The 20,587-nt window shown below is 62.5% G+C and carries 18 protein-coding genes; 6 read left to right on the forward strand and 12 right to left on the reverse strand.

The window, feature by feature from the left end; genetic code table 11:
• Positions 1 to 17: 17 nt before the first annotated feature.
• Positions 18 to 1,172 carry a class C beta-lactamase gene (gene ampC, locus FIV39_RS22110; protein WP_090403536.1) on the forward strand — a complete coding sequence of 385 codons (1,155 nt, stop codon included), beginning with the start codon at positions 18 to 20 and terminating at the stop codon, positions 1,170 to 1,172.
• Between the two features lie 55 nt (positions 1,173 to 1,227).
• On the opposite strand, the gene dctM is transcribed toward ampC, so the two are convergent.
• The 8 genes from dctM to FIV39_RS22150 form a co-directional block, all read right to left on the reverse strand.
• The gene (gene dctM / locus FIV39_RS22115) at positions 1,228 to 2,508 is read right to left on the reverse strand and encodes a C4-dicarboxylate TRAP transporter large permease protein DctM (RefSeq protein ID WP_090403534.1); all 1,281 of its coding nucleotides are present in this window, start codon (positions 2,506 to 2,508) and stop codon (positions 1,228 to 1,230) included.
• Complete coding sequence (locus tag FIV39_RS22120; RefSeq protein WP_090403532.1) at positions 2,508 to 3,140, reverse strand: TRAP transporter small permease; 633 nt, start codon at positions 3,138 to 3,140, stop codon at positions 2,508 to 2,510. The genes dctM and FIV39_RS22120 overlap by 1 nt, the downstream gene beginning before the upstream one ends.
• 48 nt (positions 3,141 to 3,188) lie before the next feature.
• Positions 3,189 to 4,172, reverse strand: coding sequence for a TRAP transporter substrate-binding protein (locus FIV39_RS22125; protein ID WP_090403531.1), 984 nt, complete (start codon positions 4,170 to 4,172; stop codon positions 3,189 to 3,191).
• A gap of 156 nt (positions 4,173 to 4,328) precedes the next feature.
• On the reverse strand, positions 4,329 to 5,141 hold the full coding sequence (locus FIV39_RS22130; protein ID WP_090403529.1) for an HpcH/HpaI aldolase/citrate lyase family protein: 813 nt from the start codon (positions 5,139 to 5,141) through the stop codon (positions 4,329 to 4,331).
• A 14-nt stretch (positions 5,142 to 5,155) separates the two neighbouring features.
• Positions 5,156 to 6,349 carry a CaiB/BaiF CoA transferase family protein gene (locus FIV39_RS22135; protein WP_146371608.1) on the reverse strand — a complete coding sequence of 398 codons (1,194 nt, stop codon included), beginning with the start codon at positions 6,347 to 6,349 and terminating at the stop codon, positions 5,156 to 5,158.
• Positions 6,350 to 6,358: 9 nt separating this feature from the next.
• A complete protein-coding gene (locus FIV39_RS22140) occupies positions 6,359 to 7,708 on the reverse strand; it encodes an MmgE/PrpD family protein (protein WP_090403525.1) in 1,350 nt (449 codons plus the stop codon).
• A 10-nt stretch (positions 7,709 to 7,718) separates the two neighbouring features.
• Positions 7,719 to 8,882 carry an acyl-CoA dehydrogenase family protein gene (locus tag FIV39_RS22145; protein WP_090403523.1) on the reverse strand — a complete coding sequence of 388 codons (1,164 nt, stop codon included), beginning with the start codon at positions 8,880 to 8,882 and terminating at the stop codon, positions 7,719 to 7,721.
• A 29-nt stretch (positions 8,883 to 8,911) separates the two neighbouring features.
• The gene (locus tag FIV39_RS22150) at positions 8,912 to 9,730 is read right to left on the reverse strand and encodes an FAS1-like dehydratase domain-containing protein (RefSeq protein WP_090403521.1); all 819 of its coding nucleotides are present in this window, start codon (positions 9,728 to 9,730) and stop codon (positions 8,912 to 8,914) included.
• Positions 9,731 to 10,535: 805 nt separating this feature from the next.
• Between FIV39_RS22150 and FIV39_RS22155 the strand changes: the two genes are divergently transcribed.
• Together FIV39_RS22155 and FIV39_RS22160 are read left to right on the forward strand one after the other, a co-directional pair.
• Complete coding sequence (locus FIV39_RS22155) at positions 10,536 to 11,426, forward strand: LysR family transcriptional regulator (RefSeq protein WP_090403519.1); 891 nt, start codon at positions 10,536 to 10,538, stop codon at positions 11,424 to 11,426.
• A 33-nt stretch (positions 11,427 to 11,459) separates the two neighbouring features.
• Positions 11,460 to 11,948: a GFA family protein gene (locus tag FIV39_RS22160; RefSeq protein ID WP_090403517.1), complete on the forward strand. Its 489-nt coding sequence runs from the start codon at positions 11,460 to 11,462 to the stop codon at positions 11,946 to 11,948.
• Between the two features lie 79 nt (positions 11,949 to 12,027).
• Here FIV39_RS22160 and FIV39_RS22165 read toward each other — a convergent pair whose 3' ends face one another.
• Together FIV39_RS22165 and FIV39_RS22170 are read right to left on the reverse strand one after the other, a co-directional pair.
• The gene (locus FIV39_RS22165; RefSeq protein ID WP_090403515.1) at positions 12,028 to 13,305 is read right to left on the reverse strand and encodes an ATP-binding protein; all 1,278 of its coding nucleotides are present in this window, start codon (positions 13,303 to 13,305) and stop codon (positions 12,028 to 12,030) included.
• Positions 13,306 to 14,013 carry a response regulator gene (locus tag FIV39_RS22170; protein ID WP_065928008.1) on the reverse strand — a complete coding sequence of 236 codons (708 nt, stop codon included), beginning with the start codon at positions 14,011 to 14,013 and terminating at the stop codon, positions 13,306 to 13,308. It abuts the gene before it with no gap.
• A gap of 157 nt (positions 14,014 to 14,170) precedes the next feature.
• Here FIV39_RS22170 and FIV39_RS22175 point away from each other — a divergent pair, with 157 nt between their 5' ends.
• Positions 14,171 to 15,370, forward strand: a complete 1,200-nt coding sequence (locus FIV39_RS22175) for an MFS transporter (protein ID WP_090403513.1) — start codon at positions 14,171 to 14,173, stop codon at positions 15,368 to 15,370.
• Here FIV39_RS22175 and miaE read toward each other — a convergent pair.
• Positions 15,326 to 15,928 carry a tRNA-(ms[2]io[6]A)-hydroxylase gene (gene miaE, locus FIV39_RS22180; protein WP_090403510.1) on the reverse strand — a complete coding sequence of 201 codons (603 nt, stop codon included), beginning with the start codon at positions 15,926 to 15,928 and terminating at the stop codon, positions 15,326 to 15,328. The two genes, FIV39_RS22175 and miaE, sit on opposite strands and share 45 nt — an antisense overlap.
• Positions 15,929 to 16,076: 148 nt before the next feature.
• Here miaE and FIV39_RS22185 point away from each other — a divergent pair, with 148 nt between their 5' ends.
• On the forward strand, positions 16,077 to 16,940 hold the full coding sequence (locus FIV39_RS22185; RefSeq protein ID WP_090403508.1) for a universal stress protein: 864 nt from the start codon (positions 16,077 to 16,079) through the stop codon (positions 16,938 to 16,940).
• A gap of 133 nt (positions 16,941 to 17,073) precedes the next feature.
• Here FIV39_RS22185 and FIV39_RS22190 read toward each other — a convergent pair whose 3' ends face one another.
• Positions 17,074 to 17,544 carry a DUF1289 domain-containing protein gene (locus FIV39_RS22190; RefSeq protein WP_090403506.1) on the reverse strand — a complete coding sequence of 157 codons (471 nt, stop codon included), beginning with the start codon at positions 17,542 to 17,544 and terminating at the stop codon, positions 17,074 to 17,076.
• A gap of 395 nt (positions 17,545 to 17,939) precedes the next feature.
• Between FIV39_RS22190 and acnB the strand changes: the two genes are divergently transcribed.
• Positions 17,940 to 20,549, forward strand: coding sequence for a bifunctional aconitate hydratase 2/2-methylisocitrate dehydratase (gene acnB / locus FIV39_RS22195; RefSeq protein WP_090403504.1), 2,610 nt, complete (start codon positions 17,940 to 17,942; stop codon positions 20,547 to 20,549).
• Positions 20,550 to 20,587: the final 38 nt, after the last annotated feature.

The following is a 20,587-nucleotide window of genomic DNA, read 5'->3' on the forward strand; positions in this document are numbered from 1 at the left end:
CTCATGGAAGCGTTATCATGCCCCAACATTTAGTGTCTGGCGTGCGTAATTTCACCGCCCTCGCGGTGTTTATCGCCGCTGGCAACTGCCTGGCCGCCACCGACCTGCAGGCGGTGGTCGATGCCAACGTCAAACCACTGATGCAGCAGCAGTCGATTAACGGCCTGGTGGTCGGCGTGGTACGGGACGGCAAGGCGCAATACTTTAACTACGGCGTCGCGGCCACCGACACCCGCCAGCCGGTCAGCGAAAATACCCTGTTCGAAGTCGGTTCGGTGAGCAAAACCTTCACCGCGACCCTCGCCGGTTACGCGGTAGCCAGCGGCAAACTGACGCTCTCGGACCCGGCCAGCCGCTATCTGCCGGCACTGGGCGGCGGCAAGTTCGACCACATCAGCGTGCTCAACCTCGGCACCTACACCGCCGGCGGCTTGCCCCTGCAGTTCCCCGCCCAGGCGGATAACAGCCAGCGCATGATCAGCTACTTCCAGCACTGGAAACCCGACTTCGCCCCTGGCACCCGGCGCCTGTATTCCAACCCGAGCCTGGGGTTGTTCGGCTACCTGGCGGCGCAGAGCCTGAAGCAGCCGTTCGATCAGGTGATGGAGAAAACCCTGTTACCCGCACTCGGGCTCAAGCACACCTTCGTCAAGGTGCCGCAGAGCCAGATGAGCCTGTACGCCCAAGGCTATGGCAAAGATGGCAAACCGGTGCGCGTCGGCCCCGGCGCCATGGACAGCGAAGCCTACGGCATCAAGACCAGCGCTGCGGACTTGCTGAAGTACGTTGACGTGAACATGCACCCGGCGAATCTGGATAAAACCTTGCAGCAGGCGATTACCGTCACTCACACGGGTTACTACAGCGTGGACGGCATGACCCAAGGCCTGGGTTGGGAAATGTACCCCTACCCCATCCAGCTCGATGCGTTGATTGCCGGCAACTCCACACCCATGGCAATGGAGCCGCACAAGGTCGACTGGCTGACGCCATCGCAAGCACCTCACGCCGACACCCTGGTGAACAAGACCGGTTCCACCAACGGGTTTGGCGCCTACGTGGCGTATGTGCCGAGCAAGGGTTTGGGCGTGGTGATATTGGCGAACAAGAACTACCCGAATGCCGAACGGGTAAAAGTCGCCCATGGGATCTTGAGTGCGATGGACCACTAACTGTGGGAGGGGCGGTGCGACGATTCGACTTGCCCCTCCCCCCTGTTGACCCGCGCTACATCCCCAACCAGTGCGGCAAGGCCAGCGAGATAAACGGCAAGTACGTGACCATGATCAGGAACACCAACAGGATCATCAGCCACGGCAACGCCGCTCGGATGGTCTGCCCCAGTGTCAACCCAGTCACCGCCGAGGTCACGAACAGGTTCAGCCCCACCGGTGGGTGCACCAGGCCGATTTCCATGTTGACCACCATCACGATGCCCAGGTGAATCGGGTCGATGCCGAGTTTCATGGCGATCGGGAAGAAGATCGGCGCCAGGATCAGCACGATGGCCGAAGGCTCCATGAAGCTGCCGGCGATCAGCAGCACCACGTTGACCATGATCAAAAAGCCAATCGGCGTGAGCCCCTCGGACAGCACCCACGCGGTGATTTCCTGGGGGATCTGCTCGGTGGTCAGCACATGGGCGAAGAGCATGGCATTGGCGATGATAAACATCAGCATGATCGCCAGGCGCCCGGACTCCAGCAGCACCTTGGGGCAGTCGCGCAGCTTCATGTCCTTGTAGACGAATAACGCCACGAACGCCGAGTACACCGCCGCCACCGCCGCCGCTTCGGTGGGGGTAAACATGCCGCTGTAGATGCCGCCGAGGATGATCACCAGCAGCAACAGGCCCCAGAACGCGCGGCGCGCGCAGGTCAGCCATTCACCAAACGTCGCCCGTGGCTGGGCCGGCAGCTTCTTGATGCGCGCGACAATGTAGATCGCGACCATCAGCATCAGGCCCAGCAGCAAGCCCGGAATCACCCCGGCCATGAACAGCTTGCCCACCGAGGTTTCCGTCGCCGCCGAGTACACCACCATCACGATCGACGGTGGAATCAGGATGCCCAGGGTGCCGGCGTTGCAGATGATCCCCGCGCCGAATTCCTTCGGGTAACCGGAACGCACCATGCCCGCCACGGCAATCGAACCCACCGCCGCCACCGTTGCCGGGGATGAGCCGGACAGCGCCGCAAACAGCATGCACGCCAGCACCGCCGCAATCGCCAGGCCGCCACGGATATGCCCGACACAGGCGTTGGCAAAGTCGATCAGCCGCTGCGCCACGCCGCCGGTGGTCATGAACGCACCGGAGAGCAGGAAGAACGGGATCGCCAGGAAGGTGTAGGCGTCGGAGGTTTCGAACAGCTTGATCGCCAGGGAGCTGACCGAGTCCGGGCTGAACATCAGGATCGATACCGCCCCCGACAAACCCAGCGCAATGGCGATCGGCACGCCCAGGAACATGAACACGAACAACAGCAGGAACAGATAGAGCACGGCCATCAGTGACGCTCCTCATGGCTGCCGGCCAACTTGCTGGCCTCACCGGCCTCGTCGGCCAGCCCCAACCCAACCTGACGGCGGGTAAAGAGGCGGTAGAAAATTTCCAGGTAGCGGATAAACACCAGGGCAAAACCGATGGGCACGATGACCACGATGTCACCCACGTCGATACCGAACTGGTCGAGGTCTTCGGCGCCGATATGGGCGGTCATCACCGCACTGACCCACTTGTAGCTGGCGACCATGAACAACCCGGCATAGGCCAGGCAGCACAGGCAGGCGAGCATACCCAGCACGCGCTGCACCGGGCGCGGGGTCAGCTTGACCAGCGCGTCCACCCCCAGGTGGCCGGCGGTGCGCACGCCATAGGAAATGCCGAAGAAAATCAGCCAGCCGAACATGGCCTTGGTCAGCGCCACGCTCCAGGTCATGTCCTGGGCCCAGGTCATGGTGTGGTCGCCCAGGGCGCCGAAGAACGTGCTGCTCCACGCCCACTTGTCAGACAGGGCAAAGAACAGCGTGTAGATGTTGTTGAGCATGACGTAGACGAATGTCACCAGGGTCATGGCGGCTAGCAGGAAGGCAATAAAGCCTTCCTCCAGGTGCTCCCAGACGCGCCTTAGCGTTTGCATGGCAAAACCTCGCGAAAGCAAAATGAGATGTCAGGGTGGAAACCGGCATTACTGGTTGGAGGCATCCGCCGCCTTGATCAGGTCGGCCCCGATCTCGCCTTCGAACTTCTGCCACACGGGGCGCATCGCTTCACGCCACAACTGGCGTTGCTCGGGGGTCAGCTCGATGATTTCGCTGGTCTTGGCGTCGATGATCTTCTGCCTGGCCGACTGGTTCAGCGCTTCGGCCTGTTTGTTTACCTCGACGGTGACCTCGGCCATGACCTGCTCCAGGGTGCTGCGGATGTCCGGCGGCAGGCCGTTCCAGAACGTAGCATTGGTGATCACCATGTAGTCGATCAAGCCATGGTTGGACTCGGTGAAGTACTTCTGAACCTCGTTGACCTTCTGGCTTTCGTAGTTCGACCAGGTGTTCTCGGTGCCATTCACGGTGCCGGTCTGCAAGCCCTGGTACACCTCGGCAAAGCTCATCTTGCGCGGGTTGGCGCGGATCGCCTTGAACTGCTCTTCCAGCACGCTGGAGGCCTGCACGCGGAACTTAAGGCCACGGGCGTCCTTGGGTTCATGCAGCGCCTTATTGGCGGAGAGTTGCTTGAGGCCGTTGTGCCAATAGGCCAGGCCGAGGATGTTCTTGTTCTGCATCGAGGTCAGCAGTTGCTTGCCCTCGGCGGCCTGGAAGCGGTCGACGGCGGCCAGGTCGTTGAACAGGAACGGCAGGTCATAGATCTGCACTTGCTTGGTGTATTGCTCGAACTTGGCCAGGGACGGTGCGAGCATCTGCACGTCGCCCAGCAGCAGGGCTTCCATTTCCTTACCGTCGCCGAACAGTGACGAGTTGGGGTACACCTCGACCTTGACCTTGCCTGGCAAGCGCTCTTCGGCAAGCTTCTTGAACAGCAACGCGCCCTGGCCCTTGGGGGTGTTTTCAGCGACCACGTGGGCGAACTTGATCACGATCGGGTCCGCCGCCTGGGCCAGGCCTGCGGCAAACAAGGTGGCGGCGCAGAACAGCGCCCGAGAAAGCTTGAGCATGGAAAATCACCTTCTTATTGTTGTGTTGTAGGGCAAGGTGCCTGATATGACGCGTGTAGTGAATTTCGAATTTTTGATACCTGCGTTCGGCCAGGCCGAACACCAACCTCAAGAAAAATGGAGATCCCCCTCCCACATTTGATTCGGTTTCGTCAGCTATAACTGTGCGAGCAGCCGCTGCGCCCGCAACAGCACCGGCGCATCCACCATCTGCCCATCAATCTGGTAAGCCCCTGCCCCATGCGCCCCGGCGTCCACCACCCGCCGGGCCCAGGCCAGGTCCGCGGCGCTGGGTGCCAACGCTTCATGGATCACCGCCACCTGCTTGGGATGGATACACAACGCGCCGGCAAAGCCCATTTCATAGGCATGCCGGATCGAGCGGCGCAGGCCTTCGGGGTCGTCGATGGCCGGATGCACGCCGTCCAGGGGCGCCACCAGGCCGGCGGCACGGGAGTGCACGATCAGCGCCAGGCGTGCCTGGTCGAGGGCGAACTGCGCGGCCGGGGAGTTGCTGCTCAGGTTAAGGTCCAGCGCCAGGTCCAGGCCGCCGAATGACAAACGTTCGACCTGCGGCGAATGGGCGATTTCAGCCACCGCCAGCAAGCCGCGTGCGCTTTCGATAATCGGCCAGATCACTTTACCGGCGGCGGCGACCACGGCGACCTGGGCCGCGCTTTCCACCTTCGGCAGCAGCACACCCGCCACGTTGGCGTGGGCTTTGCAAAACGCCACATCTTCGAAATGCTCGGCATGTTCCGGCGCGTTGATGCGCACCCACACCTCGGCCTGCGGGTGACTTTGCAGGAATGCCCCAAGGTTAGCCCGTGCCTGGCGCTTGAGCGGCTCTTCCACCGCGTCTTCAAAATCCACGATCACGGCGTCGGCGCCACTGGCGAGCGCCTTGGAAAATCGCTCCGGTCGGCTGCCGGGAACAAACAGCGCAGAGCGCACAAGAGAGTTTGGCATAACGGATTTCCTTATTAGATAACGCCGCGCGCGCGCAGGCTGTCGATGGCGTCGACGGAGTAACCGAGCTGATCGAGGATGCCCTGGCTGTACTGCCCCAGCGCCGGCACGGCATCCATGCGCGGGGTAAACGCCGCATTGCGCGCCGGTGGCAGCAGCGACGGCAACGGCCCGGCAGGGCTCGCCACTTCACGCCAACTGTCGCGGGCCTTGAGTTGCGGGTGGTCCCACACGCCTTGCATATCGTTGACGCGCGCGCTGGCGATCTGCGCGTCTTCCAGGCGCTGGATCACAGCCTCGGCGTCGAGCTGCGCAAAACTGTCGACGATGATCTGGCGCAGCGCCTCGCGGTTGGCCGAGCGTTTGAAGTTGGCGCTGAAGCGCTCATCCGTCGCCAGCCCAGGCGTGAGCAGCACCTTGTCGCAGAACGCCGCCCATTCGCGCTCGTTCTGCAAACCGAGCATCACCGTGCCGCCGTCGCCGGTGGGAAACGGCCCGTAAGGGTAGATCGTCGAATGCGCCGCGCCGGCACGTGGGGGCGGAGGCGCACCGTCGAACGCGTAGTACATCGGGTAGCCCATCCACTCCACCAGGCTTTCGAGCATGCTCACGTCGATGCGGCTGCCCTGCCCCGTCTTGCCACGCAGCAGCAGCGCCGAAAGGATGCCGCTGTAGGCGTACATGCCGGCGGAGATGTCAGCGATGGAGCAGCCGGCCTTGGCCATCTGGTCGTCACCCGGGCCACCGGTCACCGACAGAAAGCCGCCCTCGCTCTGGATCAGCAGGTCATAGGCTTTCTTTTTCTCGTAGGGCCCGCCTTCGCCGTAGCCGGAAATGTCGCAGACGATCAGCCGTGGAAACCGTGCATGCAGCGCCTCGAACGACAGGCCCATGCGGGCCGCCGCGCCCGGTGCAAGGTTCTGCACCAGCACATCGGCATCCGCCAGCAGGCTGTCGAGGATAGCGCCGGCTTCGTCCTGCTTGAGGTCCAGGGTGAGGCTTTCCTTGGAGCGGTTGGTCCACACGAAATGCGAGGCCAGGCCACGCACGCGCTCGTCGTAGCCACGGGCGAAGTCACCGGCACCGGGGCGCTCGATCTTGATCACACGGGCGCCGAGGTCGGCCAGTTGACGGGTGCAAAATGGCGCGGCAATCGCGTGTTCCAGGCTGACAACAGTGATGCCGTCCAGCGGTCGTTGGTGAGTCATGATGGTTCCTCAGAGCCAGTGGGCCATGGACGCGGCGTTGCGCAAATTCCAGACTTTGGCGATCAATGCGGCGGCCTGGGCCGGTGTGCGAGCGCGACTGAACTGGGTGAGGCGCTGGAATTTATCCGCCAGTTCTTCACGGCTCAGGGTGTTGCCTGGGTCGCCCTTGGGTTCATCGATGGCGCCGTGCAGCGTGCGGCCGTCAACCGTGGTGACAGTGACGCGGCCGAGCCAGCGCTGCGGGTAGGCGCCATCGACCTCGGGGTCGAGGGTCATGCTGACCTTGTCGCGAAAGGCGGCGACGGCGGGATCGGTCAACGCCTGTGCGTGGAACTCGGTGAGCCCGGCCTTGCCATGGACGGCGATCAACCCCAGTACGGTGCCCATGGAGAACTTGGCCTGATGCACGCTGGCAGGCACGCCCACGCGGCCCAGCACGTCGATGGCGCCTTGGTGCACGCGGGTTTCCACGCGCGCGACATCGTCGGCATGCAGGCCTTCGCGTTGCATCAACTGCAACAACGCATCGGCGGCCGGGTGGGTATGGCGGCAGGAGGCGTGGAACTTGAACGAGGTTTCCAGCAGCGCCCATCGGCTGCCCAGGTCGGCCGACAACTTGCTCGGCTCGGCATCCGTGGACATGCCCGCCGCCAACCCTTGGTCGCCTTCGAGGATATTGCGCGCACCGGTCAGGCCATCCGCCGTCAGGTAGGCAGCGAGCAAACCGTCTGCGGCCGCCTTGGCCGTGTGCAGTTGCTTGGAGTCGGCGGCATCGCGCAGGAACTCCCACAACCCGGCGGCCTGGGTGCCGGCGCTGCCGAGCAGATTGATGAACTGTTCCTCATTGAAATCCAGCAATTTACCCACCGCCACTGCTGCCGCCAGGGTGCCCACCGTGGCCGTGGTGTGGAAGATGCGGTAGTGGGAACGGCCCATGAATTCGCCGATGCGGATCCCGGCTTCATAACCGGCCACCGAGGCCAGCAACACGTCGCGGCCGGATTTACCGAGGTCTTGCGCGGCGGCCAAGGCGGCGGGAAACACCACGGTGGCCGGGTGCAGCACGGAGCTGTTGTGCAGGTCATCCTGCTCCACCAGATGGGACGCGGCGCCGTTGACCAGCGCGGCGAAATACGCGCTGCTGCCGCTGCCATTGACGATCACCTGCGCCGGGCCGCTGCTCGGCCCCATCTTTTGCGCATAGCGTTCAAACAACGGGATCGGGTGCGCGCCCTGGCTGGCCAACGCGGACGCCAGCCAATCCAGGAACAGGTCTTCGGTGCGCGCCAGCACGGGCTCGGGCAATTGCTCGTAGGTCATCTCGGCCAGGAACCGACACAGGGCTTGGGTATGGCTCATGCGCAGGTCCTCAGAAGCTGCGTGGCAGTTCGAGCAGGTGCTCGGCCACGTAGGACAGGATCAGGTTGGTCGAGATCGGCGCCACCTGGTACAGGCGCGTCTCGCGGAATTTGCGCTCCACGTCGTACTCGCAGGCAAAGCCAAAGCCGCCGTGGGTTTGCAGGCAGGCATTGGCCGCTTCCCAGGACGCCTTGGCTGCCAGGTACTTGGCCATGTTCGCGCTGGCGCCGGCATTCACACCGCTGTCGTATTCCTTGCAGGCGCGCCAGCGCATCAGGTCGGCCGCTTCGATCTCGATATGGGCTTCGGCAATCGGAAACTGCACGCCCTGGTTCTGCCCGATGGGCCGGCCGAACACCACGCGGTCGCGGGCGTAGGCGCTGGCCTTTTCGATAAACCAGCGGCCGTCGCCGATGCATTCGGCGGCGATCAGGGTGCGTTCGGCGTTGAGGCCGTCGAGGATGTATCTGAAGCCCTTGCCCTCCTCGCCGATCAGGCTGTCTGCGGGTAGCTCAAGGTTGTCGAAGAACAACTCGTTAGTCTCGTGGTTGACCATGTTCGCGATGGGTTGCACGGTCAGGCCGTTGCCGATGGCCTCGCGCAGGTCGACCAAAAAGATCGACATGCCTTCGGACTTTTTCTTCACCTCGGCCAATGGCGTGGTGCGCGCCAACAGGATCATCAGGTCGGAATGCTGCACCCGCGAGATCCAGACTTTCTGGCCGTTGATCACGTAGTTGTCGCCACGCTTGATCGCGGTGGTCTTGATCTTGGTGGTGTCGGTACCGGTGGTGGGCTCGGTGACGGCCATGGATTGCAGGCGCAATTCGCCGCTGGCGAGCTTGGGCAGGTAGAAGCGTTTTTGCGCCTCGCTGCCGTGTCGCAACAGGGTAAACATGTTGTACATCTGGCCGTGCACGGTGCCGGAGTTGCCCCCGCAACGGTTGACCTCCTCAAGGATCACCGAGGCTTCGGCCAGGCCCAGGCCGGAGCCGCCGTACTCTTCGGGGATCATGGCCGACAGCCAGCCGGCCTCGGTCAACGCCTTGACGAAGGCTTCGGGGAAGCCTTTTTCCTCGTCGACCCTGCGCCAGTAGGCCGCATCGAATTCGGCGCACAAGGCGCGCACGCCGTCGCGGATGGCATTGAGTTCTTCGTTGTCATTCGGGTTCATCTAACGGCTCTCCGCCTGTTGTTCTTGGATTATTCGAAATGCACTTCAGCGGTTTGCGCCAGGCCGTCGGCATTCCCGGCCCACAACGCCGCCACCCCGGTTTCGCGGATGCGCCCGCCCACTGCAAACGGCTGCGGCGCAATCAACGGGCGCACGCCGCGATAAGCAAAACGACGCACGTTGGCTTCGGGATGGGCGCGGCAAAACGCGCGCAGGCTCAAGGTCGCGATCAGCGGGCCATGCACCACCAGCCCGGCGTAGCCTTCGGTGCCGGTGACATAGGGGTAGTCGTAGTGAATGCGGTGACCGTTGAAGGTCACGGCGCTGTAGCGAAACAGCAGGGTCGGCGTGGGCTCGATCGCCTCGGACCACTCGCCCTGGGCGAGGGCCTCGCCGCTGCCCTGCTTGGGCGGCGTGGGCTCGCGGTAGACGATGTCCTGTTCTTCACGGATCGCCAGGCGACCGTCCTGGGCATAGTCGTGGCGCACGGTGACAAACAGCAGTGAGCCGCTGCGGCCGGTCTTTTCTTCGACCTGGGTAATGGTCGACACGCGGGTCGCCGCTTCGCCGGCACGCAGCGGGTGCAGAAACTCGATACGCCCACCGGCCCACATGCGGTTGCGGTTATCCGCCGGCGGCAGGAACCCACCACGGGCCGGGTGGCCGTCGCCGCCCAGGGCGCTTTCCGGCAGCGGGTCCTGGAAGAAGCACCACTGCCACAGCGGCGGCAGGTTCGCACCCTGCTCGGGAACGGCTTCGCCAAAGGTGGCGGCAATGCGTTTGAGCAGGTTATGGCTCAGGTGGTCGTGGGCGGTCTCGCTTCGGCCGATCCAATCAGTCGCGCTCATCAGGTGCAGGTCCTCGGGCAGTGAGTGTCTGCCCCGGATCATGCAAGCGCCGGCCCGTTCTGAGAATTTGCATTTCAATAAACCAGCGTTCGGTTATGCTGAACGCTCTTTTCCCGACATAACACCCGCGCGGCCCAGATCCGCAGCTGTCGAGCCCTGGCGAGGCTGCGTGAGGTCCTCACAAATACCCAGCATCACGGTGAATCGCCGCGAGAACGTGGATGGTCAGTGATGTCGGCGATGTGCCCAACGCAGCCTCGCTTGCGCTCGGCAGCTGCTACGGGAGCGTGAGATGGCGCAGCTGTCGAGCCTTGGCGAGGCTGCGTGAGGTCCTCACAAACACCCAGCATCACGGTGAATCGCCGCGAGAACATGGATGGTCAGTGACATCGGCGGTGTGCCCAACGCAGCCTCGCTTGCGCTCGGCAGCTGCTACGGGAGCGTGAGATGGCGCGCAGCTGTCGAGCCCTGGCGAGGCTGCGTGAGGTCCTCACAAACACCCAGCATCACGGTGAATCGCCGCGAGAACATGGATGGTCAGTGATGTCGGCGGTGCGCCCAACGCAGCCTTGCTTGCGCTCGGCAGCTGCTACGGGTGAGATGGCGCGTAGCAGCTGTCGAGCCCCGGGCGAGGCTGCGTCGGGCGCGCTGTCGATTCAGGACCGAGTCGCGGCCTACGCAGCCTCGCTTGCGCTCGGCAGCTGCTACGGGGATTGCGCGGTGTTGGATAAGACAGTATCTACGGGGATTTGGGCGGTGTTGGATAGGACGGTATCTACCGGGTTCATTCATACGGGAGTTTTGCATGCACTTCGACTTGGCCGACCTGCGCCTGTTTATCCATATCGCCGAATCCCCCAGCCTGACCCAGGGCGCCAAACGCGCGTTCCTCTCGCCGGCCGCTGCGAGTGCGCGGATCAAGGCACTGGAAGGCCAGCTCGACACACGCCTGCTGTACCGCGACAGCCGTGGCGTAGAGGTCACCCCGGCGGGCGAACGGTTGCTGCACCATGCACGGTTGATCATGCGCCAGGTGGATTACCTCAAGAGTGAGTTCACCCAATACGGCGCAGATTCCGCCGGGCATATCCGCATCTTCGCCAACACCACGGCGGTCACCGAGTTCCTCCCGGAAGTGCTGGCGGGCTTCCTGTCCCAGCGCCCTGGCGTGACCGTCGACCTGCAGGAGCGCTTATCCCGCGATATCGTGCGCGGCGTGCTGGATGGCACCAGCGACATGGGCATCATCGCCGGCCCCGTGGAGGCGGCGGGTTTGCAGGTGCTGCACTTCAGCACCGACAAACTGGTGCTGATGGTGCCCGTCGGTCACGCCTTGGCCGATCAGGCCTCGGTCACGCTGGAACAGACCCTGGCCTATCAGCATATCGGCCTGCATGAAGGCAGCACCTTGCTCAGTTTCCTGCGTGAACACGTCGAGCGGCTGGGCAAGCATTTGTCGCTGCGTATCCAGGTATCGAGCTTCGAGGCGATTTGCCGGATGGTCGAAGCGGGCGTGGGCATCGGCATCATCCCCGAGTCCGCTGCCGTACGGCACAGCCGCACCATGCAACTGGTGGCGGTGACGCTGGACGAGCCGTGGGCGATTCGCGAGCGCAGTATTCTGGTTCGCGAGTTGGAAGCGTTGCCCGGCACGATCCGGGCATTGATTGCCACGCTGATGCCGGAAAGCACCTAAGCTCAGAAGTCACCTAGCCAGAGGAAACCTCCCATGCAGCTTGAAGGATCCTGCCACTGCGGCGCCGTGACGTTCAGCCTCACCAGTGCCCACCCCTACCCTTACCAGCGTTGCTATTGCTCGATCTGCCGCAAGACCCAGGGCGGCGGCGGTTATGCGATCAACCTGGCCGGGGATGCCAATAGCTTGCGGGTGCGCGGGCGCAAACAGATTTCGATCTACCACGCCCGGCTCAAGCCGGAGGGCGCCAGCCGTGCGCATGTGAGTAGCGCGCAGCGGCATTTCTGTTCGCAGTGCGGCAGTGCGCTATGGCTGTTCAGCCCGGAGTGGCCGGAGCTGATCCACCCGTTTGCCTCGGCCATCGACACGCCGTTGCCGGTGCCGCCCGAGCATACGCACCTGATGCTGGGCTCGAAGGCGCCGTGGGTCGAAGTCAGCGTGCGCAAAGGCGACCTGCAGTTTGATGAATACCCCGAAGAATCCATCGCACAGTGGCATGAACGCCTGGGGTTGAGCCGTTAACAGTCTTTGGCCGTTTCGCCACAAAGCTGTCGAATGCCTCAGCCCCTCCCAGCGTTAACCGCCACCTTATGCAAACCAATTACTCGGCATACGCCCACGTCATGCGAAACGACGCCCCGCCCCACTCCGAATCCATCACTTGCACCTGCCCGCCATGCCACTGCGACACCCGCTGCACCAGCGCCAGGCCGAGGCCGAAACCGCCGGTGCGGCGATCGCGGCTGGCATCCAGGCGCGTGAAGGGCTGGAAGATCCTGGCCCGGCCTTCCTCGGGCACGCCGGGGCCGTCGTCACACACGCGCACTTCGTAGCCCTCGCCGAACTTGACCAGCGACACCTCGACCCGACGCTCGGCATAACGAATGGCATTGCGCAGCAGGTTGATCAAGGCGCGGGCCATGAAGCGCGGCTCGATCTGGATAAAGTCGACCTCGCAGGTGCGCAACGACAGCTGGATACCGGCGGCCTCCGCCTCCAGCGCAACGCTGCCGATCACGCTGTCGAGCCAGCTGTGGGCCTCGATGCGTTCGCGGGTGACCTGGGTGGCGCCGCGCTCGAGGCTGGCGTAGGTGAGCAGTTCGGAAACCATCTCTTCCAGCTCGCCCAGGTCGGCGTACATGTCGGCGATCAATTCGCCCCGCTGGCGCGGGTCGGCCTGTTGCTTGAGTTGGTCGAGTTCGAACGATAACCGCGCAATCGGCGTGCGCAGTTCGTGGGACACAGCGTTGGTGAGTTCGCGCTGGTTGGCGATCAGGCTTTCGATGCGCTCGGCCATGTGATTAAAGTGCCCGGCCAGTGCACGCACGGTGGAGCTGCGCGGCAGCAGGATGCGCGAGCCGAGGTCGTTGTCGCCGAAGCGTTGCGCGGCCAGGCGGATGTGCTCTAGGTCGCGCCAGTGCGGGCGCACCCAGAAATACAGCACGATGGCCAGGCACACCCCGAGAAAACCATAGGCCCACAGGTATAACCACTTGGGCTCTTCCGGCAGCTTGATTTCCAGCAGTTGCGGGCCACCGTCGATGGCCGCCAGAAACTCCATGAAGTCGCCGCGCACCACCAGCAGCCCCTGGTCCAACAGCGTTTGTTCGCGCTCGGTCAGGGCCTGGGAGTCCTTCTGCACCAGCTTCAGGCGCAGCCCGTAATGGGGCTGCAGCTCGGCCAGCCGGGCCTGGCGCTCATCCCCGCGCAGCGCACGCAATTGCTCCACCAACCCATACGCCGGGCCACGCAGGGCTTCGCGGTTATAGGTTTCGTTGGCTTCGGGGAGCAGCTCGTCGAAGGTGTAGTTGACTAGCCAGATCGCCCCTGCCAGGCCGATCGCCAGAATCACATACAGGCGTAGAAACAGGCGCAGCATCTAGACCTCCCACGCAAACGGATTGAACAGATAGCCCTTGCCCCAGATGGTCTTGATGCACACCGGCTCACGGGGGTTGTCGTTGAGCTTGCCGCGCAACTTGCTGATGTACACGTCGACGCTGCGGTTAAGGCCGTCGAAGGCGATGCCGCGCATGCGATTGAGGATGTCGTCGCGGGAAAGGATCTTGCCCGCGCTGCTGGCCAGCAACCACAGCAGTTCGAACTCCATGGTGGTGAGGTCGATCTGCTCGTCGCCCAGGCTGACCACCCGGCAACTGCGGTCAATCGCCAACCGGCCGAACGCGAGGGCGCCGCGTACCGTCGGCTCCGGCGCCTGGCGACGTTGCAGGGCGCGCAGGCGTGCCAGCAGTACCGGCGGTTTGATCGGTTTGATCACATAGTCGTCGGCACCCGACTCCAGGCCGAGGATGTGGTCGAGGTCGTCTTCCTTGGCGGTGAGGATCACAATGGGTGTGTCGGACACCGTGCGGATCTCGCGGCACACATGCAGGCCGCTCTGGCCCGGCAGCATCAGGTCGAGCACGACGATCTTGGGTTTGAAGTCGAGGAATGCCGCCAGGGCTTCGTCGCCGCGGTGCACCACGCGCACCTCAAAACCATGCTGTGACAGAAAATGCGCGATCAGCCCTGCCAGTTTCTCGTCGTCCTCAACGAGCAGGACCTTGCCCAGACCCAGGTTTTCCATAAGTTCTCAGTGTGCAGACGCGGATTGAAGAGCGGGCATTATAGGTGGCAAGCTGGGCAACTAAAGCAACTGGCCAGCTGGCGCCACCGAAGCTTCATGCTTTTAAGAGTTTTTAACAAATAGCCCGCAATCTTTAACGCCATTCACAGGGAGTTGTATGCGCAAGGATTACCTGGCGTTCTTCGTTTCACTGTTCCTGTCTCGCCTGGCGGACCAGATTCTGCTGTTTATCGTGCCGCTGATCGTGTTTCAGACCACCCACAGTGCGTCCTGGGCGGGGCTGGCGTTTTTCGTCGAGTCACTGCCGCGCTATCTCGCGTTTCCGGTGTGCGGGGCGTTGTGCGACAAGTTCTCTCCCGTGCGTATCCTGCATATCAGCCAGGTTTACCGGGCATTGGCCTGTGTAGTGGCGGTGGCATTGTATGGGATGTTCGACGGTATCTACTGGCTGGTGCTGCTGTCGGCGTTGTGCGGGGTGCTGACGACCCAGGGCATCATGGCTCGCGAAGTGTTGATGCCGCATGTCTTCCAGCAGTACAGCTATGCCAAGACCCTCTCCTACTCGCAGATCGCCGACCAGAGCGGCCTGGTGCTGGGGCCGCTGGTGGCCGCGCTGATGCTGGAGGTGTGGGCCTGGCATTGGGTGGTGCTGGGGATTGCCGGGCTGTTTGTGCTCGCGGACCTGGCCATGCTGGCCTGGCAGCGTAAAACCACGGCAAGCCTGGAAACCCATCAGCAGCATCGGGATATCTGGCTGCAACCGCTGCGTATCGCATTCGGGCATATCCGTAACCTGGCGGAGCTGAAGCGGATCATTACCCTGGCGGTCGGTGTGAACCTGATCATCGGTGTGACGCTGGCCACCTCCGCCGCCATGGTCACCGGCCTTTACGCCGCCAACAAGGACACCTATGCCTTGCTGCAGGCGGCCGGCGCGGCGGTGACCATCGCGATTCTGTTTTACCTGGCGCGCGCCACCTTGCCTTTGAAAGTGCTGGGCGGGCTGTCTTATTCGATGATCGGCGCCGGCGCGTTGATCATGGCGGTCAGTCCCAACCTGTGGGCGTACACCCTGGGCTTCCTGCTGGTCACCGGCTTCGACAAGATGTTCAACGTTTACCTGCGCAGCACCCGTCAGCGGGTCATTCCCGTGCAGGACTTCGGCAAGACCGTGGGCGTGATCACCTTGCTCAACAACCTGGCCCAGCCCTTGGCGGGCTTGTTGATTGCGCTGCTGGCAGCGCCGCTGGGGATGCAAACGGTGATCCTGCTACTGACCGGGATCACCGCATTGATCGGCGTGGCCGTGGCCTCAGGCTGGCACGCCACTGTGAAAGCGGAACTCGATGTCGGGTGATTCGATCAGTTCCTGCTCGGCCGCCCTCACCCGCTCGATCACCTGGGCGATGTCCTTGGCGTCGCCGTACTGGTAGGCCAGCTTCAGGTAACCCTGGAAGTGCCGCGCCTCGCTTTTCAGCAGGCCGAAGTAGAACTTGCCGAGTTCTTCGTCCAAATGCGGCACCAGTGCTTCGAAACGCTCGCAACTGCGTGCTTCGATAAAGGCGCCGACCACCAGGGTATCGACCAGCTTGACCGGCTCATGGCTGCGCACCACCTTGCGCAAACCGGAGGCATAGCGCCCGGCATGGAGCTGGCGCAATTCGACCTTGCGCTTTTTCATCAGGCGCATGACCTGCTCGTGGTGCACCAGTTCTTCCCGGGCCAGGCGCGACATCATATTGATCAGGTCAACGTGGCCGTGGTACTTGGCGATCAGGCTCAGGGCGGTGCTGGCCGCTTTGAATTCGCAGTTCTTGTGGTCGATCAACAGGGTGTCCTGATCGGCCAATGCGGCCTGCACCCAGGCATCGGGGGTGGGGCAACCGAGGAATTCGTGGATTTCGGGCAGGTTCATCGGGCTCACGGGCAAAGGGTCACAAAAGGCCGCCGATTATACCGACCGCGCCGCAGACCACCAGCCACCGGCCTTGATGTGCATCAACATGACGTCTGGCGAGCAGCAACTATAGTTATTCCACGTCCACCTTTTTGGAGATCCGATCATGCAAGCCATTCGCAGCATCCTGGTGGTCATTGAGCCCGAACATTCGGAAAGCCTGGCCCTCAAGCGCGCCAAACTGATCGCCGGGGTTACCGGCGCGCATCTGCACTTGCTGGTCTGCGACAAGAAACATGAGCATTCGGCGCTGTTGAGCCTGCTCAAGTCAGGCTTGCAGGAGGACGGTTACAGCGTGACCACCGAGCAAGCGTGGAACGACAGCCTGCATGACACCATTATCGACGTGCAGCAGGCCGAAGGCTGCGGGCTGGTGATCAAGCAGCATTTTCCCGACAGCCCGCTGAAAAAAGCGCTGCTGACGCCGGCGGACTGGAAGCTGTTGCGCTTCTGCCCGACGCCGGTGTTGCTGGTCAAGACGTCCACGCCTTGGGCGGAGAGAGTGATTCTGGCGGCGATTGATGTGGGCAATACCGATGGCGAGCACCGCTCGCTGCACAACTCAATCATTGACCACGGCTTTGATATTGCCAGCCTGGCCAAGGCGCAGTTGCACGTGATCAGCGCCCACCCATCGCCGATGTTGTCGGCGGCGGACCCGACGTTCCAGCTCAAGGAAACCATCGCAGAGCGTTATCGGGAGCAGTGCAAGGCGTTCCAGGCTGAATTCGACGTGGATGACGCGCACCTGCATATTGAGGAAGGCCCGGCGGATGTGTTGATTCCTTTCACAGCCCGTAAATGGCAGGCAGCCGTGACCATCATCGGCACCGTTGCGCGCACCGGGATTTCCGGGGCGCTGATCGGCAATACGGCGGAGGTGATACTGGATGCGGTGGAAAGCGATGTGCTGGTGCTCAAGCCGCAGACATTGATGGACCACCTGCAAGAACTGGCGACCAAGGCCTGACGCCGATCCCCCAGACAACCGAGATCCAATGTGGGAGGGGGCTTGCCCCCGATAGCGGTGTATCAGTCAGCTAATCTGTAGCTGACGCACCGCCATCGGGGGCAAGCCCCCTCCCACATTTGGATTCATGTTGTCAGTCAGCCAGTGCATCTTTCAGAAACCCCGGCGCGATATAGCGCTGGTAGTGGGCCTCGGACAGGATAAAGAACTCGCGGTCGATGGCATCGCGCAGTTCCGGCAAGGCCCAGTCACGGAACTCCGGCAACAGCACCATGCCGTACGCCTCGAGGCTATTGATCACCCGCGCCCCCCGGGCAATCAACTGGTACGCCCAGCAGTACTCGGACTGGTGCGGCACGAAACGGATCTTGCGCTGCTCCAGCTGAGCGCGCAGGGTCTTGGGGTCGAAAATCTCGAGCTTGCCGGCCATCACCTGCACCAGCAGTTGCTCCAGCCGCAGCCATACCGCGCGCTTTTCCTCTTCGTTATAGCCATTCCACTGAATCACTTCGTGGTGGAAGCGCTTGCAGCCGCGGCACACGAGATCGCCGTAAACCGTTGAGCAGAGGCCGACGCAGGGGGTCTTGATGGCTTGGTTGGACATGGGCAGCAACACACAAATCAGCGAAACAGTGCGCCATGTTAGCCCTTTGTCTAAGGTTGATCACCCAGCAAACTTGGCGAGGTAACTTACCTTTAGATTTTTTTTGCCGTAGAATCATCCGGCCTTGTAAGGCGCCAATAATCCGCTGGAAGCTGTTTTCAAAGCGTCACGAGCACAGTCGTTCCTTCAGAACGGTGTTGGCGCAGGTTCGACCCGCCAGGTCAGAACCCGCGCCAACCCTCATCAGCTCCGTTCTGCAGGCGTAAAACTTTGAAAGCAGCTTCTGTAAGGAATGCCGGCAGCGCTGGCTTTGCGGCCCAAAAAGCCCCCGAGCGCATGCGTGCCGTTCATTTCTGGATGAGCGTCCCGTGGGACCACTGATGAGGGTAATAACTGTGCTTGAAGCCTACCGCAAACATATCGAAGAGCGTGCAGCACTGGGTATCGTTCCCCAGCCGCTTAACGCCGAACAAACCGCAGGCCTGGTCGAGCTGCTGAAAAATCCTCCGGCTGGCGAAGAAGAATTCCTCGTTGACCTGATCACCAACCGCATTCCACCAGGCGTTGACGAAGCTGCCTACGTCAAGGCCGGTTTCCTGTCTGCCCTGGCCAAGGGCGAAGCCACTTCCCCCCTGATCGACAAGAAACGCGCTGTTGAACTGCTCGGCACCATGCAGGGCGGCTATAACATCGTGACTTTGGTCGAGCTGCTGGACGACGCCGAACTGGCGCCTGTCGCGGCCGCCCAACTCAAGCACACCCTGCTGATGTTCGATGCGTTCCACGACGTCGCCGAAAAAGCCCGCAACGGCAACGAACACGCCAAAGGCGTGATCCAGTCCTGGGCTGACGGCGAGTGGTTCCGCAACCGCCCGACCCTGGCCGACAAGATCAGCCTGCGCGTGTTCAAGGTTACCGGCGAAACCAACACCGATGACCTGTCCCCTGCCCCGGACGCCTGGTCCCGCCCTGACATCCCGCTGCACGCCCTGGCCATGCTGAAAATGGCCCGCGAAGGCATCGTGCCGGACGAGCAAGGCAAGACCGGCCCGATGAAGCAGATCGAAGAAATGCGCGGCCAGGGCTTCCCGATCGCCTACGTCGGTGACGTGGTCGGTACCGGCTCTTCGCGTAAATCCGCGACCAACTCGGTACTGTGGTTCTTCGGCGACGACGTTCCTTACGTGCCGAACAAGCGCGCCGGCGGCTTCTGCTTCGGCAGCAAGATCGCGCCAATCTTCTACAACACCATGGAAGATGCCGGCGCACTGCCAATCGAATTCGACGTGACCAACATGAACATGGGCGACGTGATCGACCTGTACCCTCATGCTGGCAAAGTCTGCAAACACGGCACCGACGAAGTCCTGACCACCTTCGAAATGAAGACCCCGGTCCTGTTGGACGAAGTTCGCGCCGGCGGCCGTATCCCGCTGATCATCGGCCGTGGCCTGACCGACAAGGCTCGCGCCGAGCTGGGCCTGGGCCCTACCGACCTGTTCAAGCTGCCTGAAGCACCAGTCGACACTGGCAAGGGTTTCACCCTGGCCCAGAAAATGGTCGGCAAGGCCTGCGGCCTGCCGGAAGGCAAAGGCGTTCGCCCAGGTACTTACTGCGAACCGAAGATGACCACCGTGGGTTCCCAGGACACCACCGGTCCGATGACCCGTGACGAACTGAAAGACCTGGCGTGCCTGGGCTTCTCGACCGACCTGGTGATGCAGTCCTTCTGCCACACCGCGGCGTATCCAAAGCCGATCGACGTGACCACCCACCACACCCTGCCTGACTTCATCATGACCCGTGGCGGTGTATCGCTGCGTCCAGGCGACGGCATCATCCACAGCTGGCTGAACCGCATGCTGCTGCCGGATACCGTCGGCACCGGTGGTGACTCCCACACCCGTTTCCCGATGGGCATCTCGTTCCCGGCCGGCTCCGGCCTGGTCGCGTTCGCCGCAGCCACTGGCGTTATGCCTCTGGACATGCCGGAATCGATCCTGGTGCGCTTCAAAGGCAAAATGAAACCTGGCATCACCCTGCGTGACCTGGTTCATGCCATTCCTTACTACGCGATCCAGTCCGGCCTGCTGACCGTAGAGAAGAAAGGCAAGAAAAACGCCTTCTCCGGCCGCATCCTGGAAATCGAAGGCCTGAACGACCTGACGCTGGAGCAGGCTTTCGAGCTGTCCGACGCCTCGGCCGAACGTTCGGCTGCCGGTTGCACCATCAAGCTGTCGAAAGAATCCGTCACCGAGTACCTGAACTCCAACATCACCCTGCTGCGCTGGATGATCGGCGAAGGCTACGGCGATGCACGTACCCTGGAACGTCGTGCCCAAGCGATGGAAGCCTGGGTTGCCAACCCGGAACTGATGGAAGCCGATGCCGACGCGGAATACGCCGAAGTCATCGAGATCGACCTGGCCGAAATCAACGAGCCGATCCTCTGCGCACCGAACGACCCGGACGATGCCCGTCTGTTGTCCAGCGTTGCCGGCGAGAAGATCGACGAAGTGTTCATCGGTTCGTGCATGACCAACATCGGTCACTTCCGCGCTGCCGGTAAGCTGCTGGAGCAGGTCAAGGGTCAGCTGCCAACCCGTCTGTGGCTGTCGCCGCCGACCAAGATGGACGCTCACCAGTTGACCGAAGAAGGCTACTACGGCATCTACGGCAAGGCTGGCGCGCGCATGGAAATGCCGGGCTGCTCGCTGTGCATGGGTAACCAGGCACGCGTAGAGCCGAACTCGACCGTTGTATCGACCTCGACCCGTAACTTCCCGAACCGTCTGGGTGATGGCGCGAACGTCTACCTGGCTTCGGCTGAGCTGGCGGCAGTCGCCTCCACCCTGGGTCGCCTGCCGACCGTTGAAGAGTACATGGGCTACGCAGCGAAACTGGACACCATGGCCAGTGACGTCTACCGCTACCTGAACTTCGACCAGATCGCCGAGTTCCGCAAAATCGCAGCAAGCGCCAACATCCCGGTGATTCAAGCTTAACCGTGTGTTGATGTGAAAGACGCCGCGTATCGCAAGGT

Origin of the sequence: Pseudomonas grimontii, from assembly GCF_007858185.1 — a bacterium.
GTDB classification, from domain to species: domain Bacteria; phylum Pseudomonadota; class Gammaproteobacteria; order Pseudomonadales; family Pseudomonadaceae; genus Aquipseudomonas; species Aquipseudomonas grimontii.